We start from the raw sequence: 12405 nt of genomic DNA on the forward strand, positions 1-12405 counted from the left end.
TCAGCGCTTCCGGGTGGCGATGGCGTGGTCGATCAGCGCCAACGCCTGTTCGCGCTCCACGCCCTCCACCACCAGCCGCGGTCCGCGCACGCGCTCGCTGCCCAGGCCGACGCGGGCCTGCATCAGCTTGATCAACTGCACGAACTTGGGAACCGTATCCATGCGCAGCAGCGGCAGCGACCATTCGTACAGCTCGCGCGCGGCCGCGTAGCCGCCGCTGCGCGCCTGCTCGAACAGCCGCACCGCTTCTTCCGGGAAGGCGTTGACGGTGCCGGCGATCCAGCCTTCGGCACCCATCGCGATGCCTTCGACGATCAGGTCGTCCACGCCCACCAGCAGCACCAGGCGGTCGCCGATCAGCTCGCGGATCGCGGCCAGGCGGCGCACGTCGCCGGAGGATTCCTTGACCGCCTGCACGTGCGGGAACTCGGCGGCGAACTGCGCGATCTGCGCCGGGCTGAAGTCGGTGCGGTAGGCGATGGGGTTGTTGTACAGCAGCACCGGCAGGTCGGTGGCGGCGAGGATGGTGCGGATGTAGGTACCCATCTCGTGCGCGTCGCTGGAGTACACGTAGGGCGGCAGCACCATCACGCCGCCGGCGCCGGCGGCCTTGACCGCCTGCACCAGCGCCACGCCCTCGTCGGTGGACAGCGCGGCGATGCCGGCCACCACCGGCACGCGCCCTTCCACGGCCGCCACCAGGGTGCGCACGATGGCGATCTTCTCCTCGAAGCTGAGCGTGGCGCTCTCGCCCAGCGAGCCCAGCGGCACGATGCCGCTGCAGCCGGCGGCGAGCATGCGTTTGGCGTGCTCGGCCAGGAAGGCGTGGTCGACCGCGCCGCTGGCGGTGAAGGGCGTGGTGATGGCCGGCAGCACGCCGCGCCAGAAACCTGCATTGCTCATCTTTCTTTACCTTGTTCGGGTTCGTCGGAGGGAACATCGGCCAGTGCGGCCAGCGCGACTGGAGTCAGCGGCGGCCGTATGGCGGTGGGGGAGAGGGAGGGCGAGGCCAGCCGCAGTTCGCGCAGCGCGGCGCCGCAGACGCGGCCCTGGCAGGCGCCCATGCCGCAGCGCGTGACCAGCCGCAGCTGGCGCGGGTCGGCGTGCGTGCGCACGGCGGACATCGGCACGTCCTCGCAGCGGCAGGCCAGGGTGTCCGCTGCCGCCAGCGCGCGGGCGCATGCATCGGGCGCGAAATGTTCGTGCAGCAGGGTTGCATAGGCACGCTCGCGGTCGCGGCGCGCACGCAGGGCTTCGCCGCCACGCTCGTCACCGAGCGCGAAGCAGGCCGCCATCGCGCCTTCGATGCGCGCGCAGTCGCGCCCGCCGACGCCCAGGGCCTCGCCGGCGGCGTGGATGTCGGCCTGGCTGCTGCGCAGGCGCGCATCGACGCGCACCCGCGGATGCGCGGCCGCGCTGTCCAGCTCGCAGTCCAGCAGGCGTGCCAGTTCGACGTTCGGCACCAGCCCCCAGCCGACCGCCAGCTGTTCGCATTCGATCCATTCACGGCCGTGACCGCGGTCCACCTCGACCGCACGCAGCCGGTCATCGCCCTGCGCGGCCAGCACCGTGCTGCCGGCGTGCCACGGCACGCCGGCCAGGCGCGCGCGCAGCTCCACCGCCTGCGCCAGCCGTGCCGGCCAGCGCCACAGCCGCCGCGCGAACGCATACAGCATGCTCCTGCGCGCCTGTTCGTGAATGCCGAGCACGCGCGCGCCATGGCGGCGCAGCGTCACTGCGGCCGCCAGCAGCAGCGGGCCGGTACCGGCCACCACCACGCGCTTGCCGGCCAGCGGCCAGCCCTGCTTGGCCAGCGCCTGCAGGCCGCCGGCACCGGTCACGCCGGGCAGCGTCCAGCCGGGGAACGGCAACATCAGTTCGCGCGCGCCGGTGGCGATCACCAGCTTGCGCCAGTGCAGCGCCACCGCACCGTCGGCATGGTCGGCGACCACGGCATGGTCGTGGGCCAGGACCACTTCATGCCCGGGCAGCCATTCGATGCCGGCAGCGCCGAGACGCTCGATCTGCGCGCGCGCCACCGCCGGCGCGCCGAAGCGCAGGTCGTGCCGCCAGACCTGGCCGCCGGCGCGCGGCTGCGCGTCCACCAGCCCGACCTTCGCCCCGCGCCGGGCGGCGGCATGCGCGGCGGCCAGGCCGGCCGGCCCCGCGCCCACCACCAGCAGATCGAAACGCCGCTGCTTCATGACTGCGTCTCCACGCGCATGCCCGCGCGCGCCAGCACCATGCAGGCGCGCAGCTGGGCCATGCCGTCGATGCGGACCCGGCATTCGAAACACACGCCCATGCCGCACAGCGGCGCGCGCGGCTGGCCACTGGGCGAACGGCGGAAGATCGGCCCGCGATGCGCGACCGCGGCGGCCACGCTGGCGCCATCAGGCACTTCCACCGGCACGCCGTCGACGCTCAGGATGATGCCGTTCATGTGTTGCCCCGCAGCGCGCGTTCCGGCAGGTAGGGCGCCAGCGGCAGGGCCGGCGCGCGCCCGAGCAGGGTGTCGATCACCAGCCGCGCGCTGCCCGGCGCCGCGGTAATGCCCAGGCCCTCATGGCCGGCGGCCACCCACACGTCGCGGCGGCCCGGCACCGGGCCGAGATACGGCAGGCCATCAGCGGTGGCCGGGCGGAAGCCGCACCAGCTGCGCAGCGCGCGCACCTCGCGCAGCGCCGGCACGAAGCCGATGGCCCGCTGCAGCATGCGCCGCAGCAGCGGCAGCGAGATCTCCGTGCCGGTGGCGTCGTACTCGCGCGAGGAACCGATCAGCAGCTGGCCGTTGGGCCGCGGCTGCACGTTGAACGACACGCTGGCCGCGTCCGCAGCATGCGCGGCGGCGGCGTAGCCCATTTCGATCAGCTGGTGGCGCAGCAGCGGCCGATGGCGTTCGGTGATCACCAGCTGGCCCTTGCGCGGGCGCATCGGCAGTTCCGGCAGCAGTTCCGGCACGGCCACGCCGGTGGCCACCAGCACTGGCCCCCGCAGCTCGCGGCCGTCGGCCAGGCGCACGCCGCCGTCGACCAGGCGTTCGGCGCGCGTGCCGATGAACAGCTGCGCGCCGGCGCCGCGAGCCTCCTCGATCAGGCGCCAGGCCACGCGCGGCGGGTACACCACCGCGTCGTCGACCACGCGCATGCCGCCTTTCATGCCGGCGGCGAGCGCCGGTTCCAACGCCTGCACGCCGCGCGCGTCGAGTGCCTCCGCGCGTACCCCCGCAGCCGCCAACGCTTCCACGCGCGCGGCGACGCCTTCCAGTTCCGCTTCCTCGCGCGCCACCCACAGCGTGCCGCAGCGCTGGTGTTCGCTCTCCGGCCACGGTGCCCAGCGCTGCCACAGCCCCAGCGAGTACACGCACAGCGCCAGTTCGTGCGGGTCGCCATCCATCGCCACCAGGTGGCCCATCGCCGCGGCACTGGCGCCGCCGCCGATGGCGCCGCTTTCGACCACCGCCACGCGCAGCCCCGCGGCGACCGCGGCTTCGGCGCAGGCGGCGCCGACGATGCCGGCGCCGATGACGATCAGATCGTGGCGGCTGATTCCGCTCACGGCGCCTGGCTGCCGATGCCCCAGGCGAACGGATCGGCATCATCGATCAGCAGGGTCGCGCGGGCGGTGATCCAGGCCTGGCCGATGATCCGCGGCAGGATGCCGCGCGCGCCCCGCCGGTAGGAGGCCTCGAACGCGCTGCCGAGGATGCCCTGCTGCACCCAGCTCGCGCCTTCGGCCAGCTTGCCGTCGGCGGCCAGGCAGGCCAGCTTGGCGCTGGTGCCGGTGCCGCAGGGCGAACGGTCGTAGGCCAGGCCCGGGCACAGCACGAAGTTGCGCGCGGCGCCGCTGCCGTCGGGCGCGGCCGCGTTGACCTCGACATGGTCGATGGCGCCATCGGCGCCGGTGATGCCGTCGCGCTCCAGCGCCAGGCGGATCGCTTCGGTATAGGCGGACAGCTCGCGCTGGTTGGCCAGGGTCAGCGCGCACGGCGCCTGCGTGGTGATGAAGAACCAGTTGCCGCCCCAGGCCACGTCGCCGCGCACCACGCCGTGGCCGGGCACGTCCACCGCCACATCGTGCAGGTGGCGCCAGCTCTCCACGTTGTCCACCGCCACGCGGCCATCGTCGAACAGTTCAACGCCGACCATGCCCACCGGTGTCTCGATGCGGTGCCGTCCGGGCTGGATACGGCCCAGCTCGGCCAGGGTGCGCACCACGCCGATGGTGCCGTGGCCGCACATGCCCAGGCAGCCGACGTTGTTGAAGAAGATCACCCCGGTGCACGCCGACGGATCTTCCGGTGGCAGCAGCAGCGCGCCCACCATGGTGTCCGAGCCGCGCGGCTCGCAGGCCAGCGCCGCGCGCCAATGGTCGAATTCCCTGGCCAGGCGCTCGCGGCGCTGGCGCAGGCTGCCGCCACCGAGGTCGGGAAAGCCACCGAGCACGACCCGGGTGGGCTCGCCGGCGGTATGCGAATCGATGATGTCTATCCGGTGCATGCGGACATGCTCCCACCGCGGCCGCAGGGCCGAATAGCAGTGCATTCGGCGCCCTCATGCGGAATTCGGCACAACCCCATGAACGCCGCGCCACGGCGTGGAAGCATGCGCTAGCATCGGCCGCACGCCACGCCGACGACCGCCAACGCGAAGACGACGCCCATGGACGCCCAGCATTCCTCAAGCGAAGTACAGCACCTGTTCGATGCGCTGCCGGATACCGTGTTCTTCGTGAAGGACCGCGAGGGGCGCTATACGCACTGCAACCTCACCCTGGTGCAGCGGCTGGGCCGCAGGAAGCGCGGCGAGGTCATCGGCCGCTCGCCGCTGGAAGTGTTCCCAGCGCCGCTGGGCAACCGCTACCTGCTGCAGGACCGGCAGGTGCTGGCCGGCGATCCCATCGCCGACCGCCTGGAAGTGCACCTGTATCCGAACCGCCGCCCCGGCTGGTGCCTGACCGTCAAGCGGCCGCTGTTCCGCGATGGCGTGATCTGCGGGCTGATGGGCGTTTCCCGCGATCTCGGCCGGCCCAACAGCCGCCACTCGGCCTTCGCCCAGCTCGACCGGGTGGTGGCGCACATGCAGGAACATTTCGAATCCAACCTGCGCGCGCCGCAGCTGGCGGAGCTGGCCGGCATGTCGCTGGCACAGCTGGAACGGCATTTCCGCCACGTGTTCCAGCTCACCCCGCAGCAGTACCTGATCAAGCTGCGCATCGAGATGGCCATGCGCCTGCTGCGCGAGCCCGGCAGCATCGCCGGCATCGGCCAGCGCTGCGGCTTCAGCGACCAGAGCGCGTTCGCGCGCCAGTTCAAGGCCACCGTCGGCATGACGCCCAGCGAGTACCGCAACCTGGAGGACGTGTTCGACGGCGGCGAGGCGGCTGACGCGGTCGAGCCGCTGCGCCGGCGCGGCTAGCGCGGACCGCCGCTCAGGGCACGAACAGGAAGTAGTCGTGCGCGGCGCGTGCCAGCTGCGCGATGGCGGCGTCGCGGGCTTCGGTGGAGGCGCGCGAACGGATGAACACCGCGGCCACCACCTGGCCGCGGCCGTTCGGCAGCTCGATCACGCCGACGTCGTTGATCACATCGCCGACGGTGCCGGTCTTGTGCGCCACCGGCGTGCCGCTGGGCAGCATGCCGCGCAGGCGCGCGCTGCCGGTGCGGGTGTCGAGCATGATCTGCTGCAGCACCCGGGTCGATTGCGGCGACAGGACCTCGCCCTTCCAGGTGCGCTGCAGCAGCTGCGCCATGGCGCGGGCACTGCTGGTGTCGCGCGGGTCGGCGTTCCAGGCGTCCATGTTGGTTCGCCGCTGCGCCTCGCTGCGTTCGCTGCGCGACAGCTCGCCATAGGCGGCCGGGCCCAGCGGCTGCGCGTGCGAGGCGGCGTCGCCGTAGTAGTTGGCCAGCAGTTCCCATATGTAGCGGTCCACGCGCAGGCCCTCGACGCCCAGCGCGCGCATGCGCTGCTGCACTGCCTCGGGGCCGCCGCCGGTGCGGACCAGGATGTCGGTGGCGTTGTTGTCGCTGACCGTGATCATCATGTGCAGCAGGTCGCGGATGGTGATGGCCGAACCGGCGCTGAGATGGGTGTCCATCGGCCCGCCCATGTCGGGGTAGATGTCGTCAGGGCCCAGCAGTACCTGCTGCTGCAGGCCCAGCTTGCCCTCGTCGACCAGCTTGAGGATGTGCACGGCCACCGGCACCTTCATGGTGCTGGCCATCGGCAGCGGCTGGTCGGCGTTGAGATAGACCGCGCGACCGCTTTGCAGATGCACCAGCGCCACGCCGACGTTGCCCGGCAGCTGCGCCGCCAGGCGCTCGGCCTCGGCCTGCAGCGCGAGCGGCTGGGGCGGCGCCTGCCGTGCCATGGCTACCGTCGGCAGGGCGCACAGACTGCCCAGCAGCAGGGCAGAGGCCAGCAGGGACGCCTGCAGGCGCGGGTGCGGGGAACGACGGACGCGGACGGTCATGGAAGATCCTCTGGCATGGAACGGATGCGGGGGTGCGACCGGCATGGTAACGGCACGGCCGATCCAGGGGGCACCCCCGCAAACGGCGAAGGCCGCCCGTCGCGGGCGGCCTTCGTCGTGGCTGCTGCCAGGCCGCGATCAGTGATCGGCGGCCCGGCTGGCGCCCACGCCGGTCTCGGCACGCACCTGCTGCGCCGGGTATGCGGCGCGTTCGGCCTTGGCCCGCGCGCTGTTGTCCAGCACCGAGAACAGCCAGATGCCGACGAAGGCGATGGTCATCGAGAACAGCGCCGGGCTGGTGTACGGGAACGGCGCGCTGCCGGCCGGGTTGCCCAGCGTGTCGACCCACACCGACGGCGACAGCAGGGTCAGCAGCAGCGACGAGGCCAGCCCGAGGAAGCCACCGATCACCGCACCGCGGGTGGTGCAGTCCTTCCACAGCAGCGACAGGATCAGCACCGGGAAGTTGGCCGAGGCGGCGATGGCGAACGCCAGCGACACCATGAAGGCCACGTTCTGCTTCTCGAAGGCGATGCCCAGCAGTACCGCGACCACGCCCAGCACCAGGGTGGTGGCGCGCGACACGCGCAGTTCGGTGCCGGCCGGCGGCCTGCCCTTCATGATCACCGTGGCGTACAGGTCGTGCGACACCGCCGAGGCACCGGACAGCGTCAGCCCGGCCACCACCGCCAGGATGGTGGCGAACGCGACCGCCGAGATGAAGCCCATGAACAGGTTGCCGCCCACCGCCTTGCCGACCAGCACCGCGGCCATGTTCGGCCCGCCCTGGATGGTGCCGGTGACCGGGTCGGCGTAGGCCGGGTTGGTCAGCACCAGGGCGATGGCGCCGAAGCCGATGATGAAGATCAGGATGTAGAAGTAGCCGATCCAGGTGGTGGCCCAGAACACCGACTTGCGCGCCTGCTTGGCGTCGGGAACGGTGAAGAAGCGCATCAGGATGTGCGGCAGGCCGGCGGTGCCGAACATCAGCGCCATGCCGAAGGAAATGGCCGAGATCGGATCCTTGACGAACCCGCCCGGGCCCATGATCGACAGGCCGGCCGCGGCGGCCTCTTCCGCGCTCTTGCCACCATTGGCGGCGATCTGGGTCTTGACCTGCACCGCGGTGGCGAACAGCTTCTCGAAGCTGAAACCGAACTGCCACATCACCATCAGCGCCATGAAGGTCACCCCGGACAGCAGCAGGCAGGCCTTGATGATCTGCACCCAGGTGGTGGCGGTCATGCCGCCGAACAGCACGTAGACCATCATCAGCACGCCCACCAGCACTACCGCGATCCAGTAGTCCAGGCCGAACAGCAGCTTGATCAGCGCGCCGGCGCCGACCATCTGCGCGATCAGGTAGAACAGCACCACCACCAGCGTGCCGGAGGCGGCGAACAACCGGATCGGCTTCTGCGCGAAGCGGTAGCCGGCGACGTCTGCGAAGGTGAAGCGGCCGAGGTTGCGCAGCCGTTCGGCCATCAGGAAGGTCAGGATCGGCCAGCCGACCAGGAAGCCGATGGCGTAGATCAGGCCGTCGTAGCCGTTGGCCATCACCGCCGCGGTGATGCCCAGGAACGAAGCCGCCGACATGTAGTCGCCGGCGATCGCCAGGCCGTTCTGGAAGCCGGTGATGCCGCCGCCGGCGGTGTAGAAATCGGACGCCGAGCGGGTACGCGCGGCGGCCCACTTGGTGATGCCCAAGGTCGCCAGCACGAACACGGCGAACATCACGATCGCCGTCCAGTTGGTGGGCTGGCGCACGGTCTGGCCGATGTCGCCACCGGCCGCCAGGGCCGCGCCACTGGCGGCCAGCAGGGCGATGAGCGCGGCCGGGCGCAGGAACGGACGGATCATTGCGCGTCCTCCACGATCTGCTGGGTCAACTGGTCGAACTCCTTGTTGGCGCGGCGTACGTAGAAGCCGGTGATGAGGATGGTGAACACCATCAGCCCCAGCGCGATCGGGATGCCGATGGTGGTGATGCGGCCCGCGCCCAGCGGGGTGGCGAGGAACGCCTTGTCGAAGGCGATCAGGCCGATGTAGCCGTAGTAGGCCAGCAGCATCAGCACGGTGAGGATCCAGCCCAGGCGGTTGCGCGACTGTCGCAGCCGCCGGTAGGCCGGGTGGGAGGCGATCCGCTCAACACGGGGATCGACGGAAGCATTCATCGGGATTCTCCAGATTTCGGGAATACGGGCCCCGGCGTGCGCTGCGCGCCGGTGCGGGCATGAGTGCTCCCCGTGGGGGTAGGGAGTAGGGGACTGCGTTTACCGCGGTGGCAGCGGCGCCGTGGCGACGCCGCTGCCGGGACTCAGAAGCTGTACTTGGTGGTGAACTGCACGCGGCTGATGTCGCCCTTGCGGCCGTTCTCGATCTCGCGCACGCCGTACATCAGCTCGGCGCCGATATCGACCTTGGGCATGGGCGTGTAGAACACGTTGCCGCGGATCGACTGCACGCTCTTGGTCACCAGCGCGCCGGTGATCGAGGCATCGTTGTCGTAGTCGCTGCGCGCGTAGATCAGGTTGGTGCGCAGCTTCGGGGTGAAGGCGTGGCGCCAGCCGACGTAGCCGGCGATCACCCCGGTGGGGTCGAGCTCGTCGCGCACCGCGTCCCAGGCGCTGTCGCCGGTGATGCCCAGGCCGATGTAGCGGGCGATGCCCTGGCCGCCGGTGAGCTGGTAGTGCAGCGAATCGCTGCCGCCCATCACCCATTTGCCGCCCACGGTCAGGCCGCCGCCGGTGGCGGTGGCGTGGGCGCCGGTGGCCTGGTTGTCCACCTTCAGCTGGCGCAGCAGGCCGGCCACGCCGAAGGTGCCCCAGTCGCCCTTCCAGCCGTAGCGCACGGTCAGGTCGGGCAGCGAGCCGCGGTCGGAGCTGGTGGCGCCGACCAGCGTGGTTTCCGGGTTCTCCAGCGCGGCGCTGAAGCCGCCCCGGGTGTAGCGCACCTGGGCCTGGCGCACGAAGATCACGCCATCGGTCGGGCCGACGAAGTCCACCGCCTCGGGAATGGAGGCGGCGTCCATGAAGTTGGACCAGGTCTGGCCGGCCAGCCAGTTGTTCCAGTACATGTAGGCATGGCGCAGGGTGACGCCGTAGGTGTTGGTCGCGGTCTGGTTGCCCAGCGCGTTGCCGAAGAAGTCCATCTCCACCAGCGCGCCGGCCTTGTCGCCGTTCTCGGCGACGTGGTCCACGCCCAGGTTGAAGCGCGAGAACTTGGCGTGGGCGTTGTAGTCCACGCCCGAGGCCTTTCCCGAACCGCCGGCGCCATGCACCGGGGTCTGCCCCGGCAGGTACAGCGAACGGCCGGTGGCGTCGTCGGCAAGCTGGCCGTCGCCGGTGCGGGTGGCCAGGAAGTCGGCCTTGATGAAGCCGCCGAATTTGAAGGTGGTGCCCGGCGTGGCGCCCGGGGTGATGCTGGTCACCTGGATCGGCTGCTTGCCGGCCGGCACCGCGGGCCTGGCCGGCGCGGCGGCGGCCGCTGCCTGTTCGGCGCGCACCTGCTGCACATCGCCCTGGGCCTGGGCGATCGCGCCCTGCTGTTGCTGCTGGGTGGAGAGCAGCAGCTGCACCTGGCGCTCGAGTTCGGCGACGCGCGCTTCCAGCGCCTTCTCCTTCGCCGTGCCGGCCAGAGCCATGCCCGGCGCCAGCAGCGCCACGAACAACGCGGCGGCAAGTGGCCGGCGCACCATCGTCGTGGCGGGGAACGCGCGGTCCGCGCGTTTCAACACGTGTCTGTTCATCAGGTCTGCCTCTCTCCGGCTGGCGTTGACGGCCGCGTCGGTCGCACGGTCCACGGCAGGGTGCGCGGCGTTCACCGCGGGCGGCTATTCGCCATTAGTCGAAAGCGCGCGGGTATTCGACCATCGTCTAAGCCGGGGGCAGCGCGCGACTGGGGTGATGCGGCACACTTGGGAGGTCGCGGCCGCGTCGCAGATGCGGCTCCCCCATTGGTTACAAGTGCAAAGGTGAGGGTATTGCCATGGCTGATCTCTATCCCGTCGATCCCGCGTTCGCCGCCCGGGCGCGGATCGACAAGACCACGTACCAGCAGCAGTACCGCGAATCGGTGGAAAACCCCGATGCCTTCTGGGCCAGGGCCGCCGAGCGCCTGGACTGGTTCACCAAGCCCACCCGGATCAAGAACGTCAGCTACCAGCTGGATGATTTCCGCATCAAGTGGTTCGAGGACGGCGAGCTCAACGTCAGCGTGAACTGCCTTGACCGCCAGCTGGCCACCCGCGGCGACAAGACCGCGCTGCTGTTCGAGCCGGACAGCCCGGACATGCCGGCGCAGAAGGTCACCTACCGCGAGCTGCACGAACGCGTGTGCAGGCTCGGCAACGCGCTGCGCAACCTCGGCGTCGGCAAGGGCGACCGCGTCACCATCTACCTGCCGATGATCGTCGACGCCGCGGTGGCGATGCTGGCCTGCGCGCGCATCGGCGCGATCCACTCGGTGGTGTTCGGCGGCTTCGCCGCCAATTCCATCGCCGACCGCGTCGGCGACTGCGGCAGCAAGCTGATCATCACCGCCGACGAAGGCCTGCGCGGCGGCCGCAAGGTGCCGCTGAAGGCCAACGTCGACGCCGCGCTGAAGCTGCCCGGCACCCACACCGTGGAAACCGTGCTGGTGGTGCGCCATACCGGTGCGGCGGTGGACATGCAGGCGCCGCGCGACCGCTGGTTCCATGACGTGGTAGACACCCAGCCGGCGCAGTGCGAGCCGGAACGCATGAACGCCGAGGACCCGCTGTTCATCCTCTACACCTCCGGTTCCACCGGCAAGCCGAAGGGCGTGCTGCATACCAGCGGCGGTTACCTGCTGTTCGCCGCCTACACCCACGAGGCGGTGTTCGACCTGCGCGAGGACGACGTCTACTGGTGCACCGCCGACGTCGGCTGGGTCACCGGCCACAGCTACATCGTCTACGGCCCGCTGGCCAACGGCGCCACCTCGGTGATGTTCGAGGGCGTGCCGAACTACCCCGACACCTCGCGCTTCTGGCAGGTGATCGACAAGCACCAGGTCACGATCTTCTACACCGCGCCCACCGCGATCCGCGCGCTGATGCGCGACGGCGAGGCGCCGGTCAAGCGCACCTCGCGCAAGAGCCTGCGCCTGCTCGGCAGCGTCGGCGAGCCGATCAACCCCGAAGCCTGGCGCTGGTACCACGACGTGGTCGGCGACGCGCGCTGCCCGATCGTGGACACCTGGTGGCAGACCGAGACCGGCGGCATCCTGATTGCGCCGCTGCCCGGCGCGGTGGACCTCAAGCCCGGCTCGGCGACCCTGCCGTTCTTCGGCGTGCAGCCGGCGCTGGTCAACGCCGACGGCGAGATCCAGGAAGGCGCCACCGAAGGCAACCTGATCATCCGCGACTCGTGGCCGGGGCAGATGCGCACCGTCTACGGCGACCACCAGCGCTTCATCGACACCTATTTCCGCACCTACCCGGGCAGCTACTTCACCGGCGACGGCTGCCGCCGCGACGAGGACGGCTATTACTGGATCACCGGCCGCGTCGACGACGTGATCAACGTCTCCGGCCACCGCATCGGCACCGCCGAAGTGGAAAGCGCGCTGGTCAGCCACCCGAAGGTGGCCGAGGCCGCGGTGGTGGGCTTCCCGCACGACATCAAGGGCCAGGGCATCTACGCCTACGTCACCCTGGTGGCCGGCGAGGCGCAGACCGACGAGCTGCTCAAGGAACTGGTGGCGTGGGTGCGCAAGGAGATCGGCCCGATCGCCGCACCGGACCACCTGCAGTGGGCGCCGGGGCTGCCCAAGACCCGCTCGGGCAAGATCATGCGCCGCATCCTGCGCAAGATCGCCGAAAATGCGCCGGACCAGCTCGGCGACACCTCGACCCTGGCCGACCCCTCGGTGGTGGCGTCGCTGGTGGAAGAGCGCAAGGTTCGGTGAAGC

At 70.8% G+C, this 12405-nt stretch carries 11 protein-coding genes; 2 read left to right on the forward strand and 9 right to left on the reverse strand.

Translation table 11 applies throughout. The annotated features are described in order from the left end of the window. Genes B1L07_15625 through B1L07_15645 form a run of 5 tightly spaced genes read right to left on the reverse strand, consistent with a single transcriptional unit; the run spans position 1 to position 4499 of the window. Positions 1-903, reverse strand: a complete 903-nt coding sequence (locus B1L07_15625; protein ID AUZ56270.1) for a dihydrodipicolinate synthase family protein — start codon at positions 901-903, stop codon at positions 1-3. After that, a complete protein-coding gene (locus tag B1L07_15630; protein AUZ56271.1) occupies positions 900-2204 on the reverse strand; it encodes an oxidoreductase in 1305 nt (434 codons plus the stop codon). The genes B1L07_15625 and B1L07_15630 overlap by 4 nt, the downstream gene beginning before the upstream one ends. Continuing rightward, positions 2201-2443, reverse strand: coding sequence for a (2Fe-2S)-binding protein (locus B1L07_15635; GenBank protein AUZ56272.1), 243 nt, complete (start codon positions 2441-2443; stop codon positions 2201-2203). Before B1L07_15635 ends, B1L07_15630 begins: the two co-directional genes overlap by 4 nt. Further along, positions 2440-3549 carry a D-amino-acid oxidase gene (locus tag B1L07_15640; GenBank protein AUZ56653.1) on the reverse strand — a complete coding sequence of 370 codons (1110 nt, stop codon included), beginning with the start codon at positions 3547-3549 and terminating at the stop codon, positions 2440-2442. Before B1L07_15640 ends, B1L07_15635 begins: the two co-directional genes overlap by 4 nt. A gap of 5 nt (positions 3550-3554) precedes the next feature. Then, positions 3555-4499, reverse strand: coding sequence for a hydroxyproline-2-epimerase (locus tag B1L07_15645; GenBank protein AUZ56652.1), 945 nt, complete (start codon positions 4497-4499; stop codon positions 3555-3557). A gap of 162 nt (positions 4500-4661) precedes the next feature. Here B1L07_15645 and B1L07_15650 point away from each other — a divergent pair, with 162 nt between their 5' ends. Further along, a complete protein-coding gene (locus B1L07_15650) occupies positions 4662-5417 on the forward strand; it encodes an AraC family transcriptional regulator (GenBank protein ID AUZ56273.1) in 756 nt (251 codons plus the stop codon). A 13-nt stretch (positions 5418-5430) separates the two neighbouring features. Here the strand turns inward: B1L07_15650 and B1L07_15655 are convergent, their stop codons facing one another. The 4 genes from B1L07_15655 to B1L07_15670 form a co-directional block, all read right to left on the reverse strand. After that, positions 5431-6471, reverse strand: coding sequence for a hypothetical protein (locus tag B1L07_15655; protein ID AUZ56274.1), 1041 nt, complete (start codon positions 6469-6471; stop codon positions 5431-5433). A 138-nt stretch (positions 6472-6609) separates the two neighbouring features. Beyond that, a complete protein-coding gene (gene actP, locus B1L07_15660) occupies positions 6610-8331 on the reverse strand; it encodes a cation acetate symporter (protein ID AUZ56275.1) in 1722 nt (573 codons plus the stop codon). Further along, positions 8328-8645 carry a hypothetical protein gene (locus B1L07_15665; protein AUZ56276.1) on the reverse strand — a complete coding sequence of 106 codons (318 nt, stop codon included), beginning with the start codon at positions 8643-8645 and terminating at the stop codon, positions 8328-8330. Before B1L07_15665 ends, actP begins: the two co-directional genes overlap by 4 nt. Before the next feature lie 143 nt (positions 8646-8788). Next, on the reverse strand, positions 8789-10168 hold the full coding sequence (locus tag B1L07_15670; protein ID AUZ56277.1) for a hypothetical protein: 1380 nt from the start codon (positions 10166-10168) through the stop codon (positions 8789-8791). Positions 10169-10458: 290 nt separating this feature from the next. On the opposite strand from B1L07_15670, the gene B1L07_15675 reads away from it, so the two are divergent. Next, a complete protein-coding gene (locus tag B1L07_15675) occupies positions 10459-12402 on the forward strand; it encodes an acetate--CoA ligase (protein ID AUZ56278.1) in 1944 nt (647 codons plus the stop codon). The last annotated feature ends 3 nt before the right edge of the window (positions 12403-12405 follow it).

Source organism: Stenotrophomonas acidaminiphila (genome assembly GCA_002951995.1).
GTDB classification, from domain to species: Bacteria; Pseudomonadota; Gammaproteobacteria; order Xanthomonadales; family Xanthomonadaceae; genus Stenotrophomonas; species Stenotrophomonas acidaminiphila_A.

Bases quoted from the DNA above. Each gene is read 5' to 3' on its own strand.
- B1L07_15650 (AUZ56273.1), top strand. From the start codon at position 4,662: ATGGACGCCCAGCATTCCTCAAGCGAAGTACAGCACCTGTTCGATGCG.
- B1L07_15670 (AUZ56277.1), bottom strand. From the start codon at position 10,168: ATGGTGCGCCGGCCACTTGCCGCCGCGTTGTTCGTGGCGCTGCTGGCG.
- B1L07_15645 (AUZ56652.1), bottom strand. From the start codon at position 4,499: ATGCACCGGATAGACATCATCGATTCGCATACCGCCGGCGAGCCCACC.
- B1L07_15625 (AUZ56270.1), bottom strand. From the start codon at position 903: ATGAGCAATGCAGGTTTCTGGCGCGGCGTGCTGCCGGCCATCACCACG.
- B1L07_15655 (AUZ56274.1), bottom strand. From the start codon at position 6,471: ATGACCGTCCGCGTCCGTCGTTCCCCGCACCCGCGCCTGCAGGCGTCC.
- actP (AUZ56275.1), bottom strand. From the start codon at position 8,331: ATGATCCGTCCGTTCCTGCGCCCGGCCGCGCTCATCGCCCTGCTGGCC.
- B1L07_15635 (AUZ56272.1), bottom strand. From the start codon at position 2,443: ATGAACGGCATCATCCTGAGCGTCGACGGCGTGCCGGTGGAAGTGCCT.
- B1L07_15630 (AUZ56271.1), bottom strand. From the start codon at position 2,204: ATGAAGCAGCGGCGTTTCGATCTGCTGGTGGTGGGCGCGGGGCCGGCC.
- B1L07_15675 (AUZ56278.1), top strand. From the start codon at position 10,459: ATGGCTGATCTCTATCCCGTCGATCCCGCGTTCGCCGCCCGGGCGCGG.
- B1L07_15665 (AUZ56276.1), bottom strand. From the start codon at position 8,645: ATGAATGCTTCCGTCGATCCCCGTGTTGAGCGGATCGCCTCCCACCCG.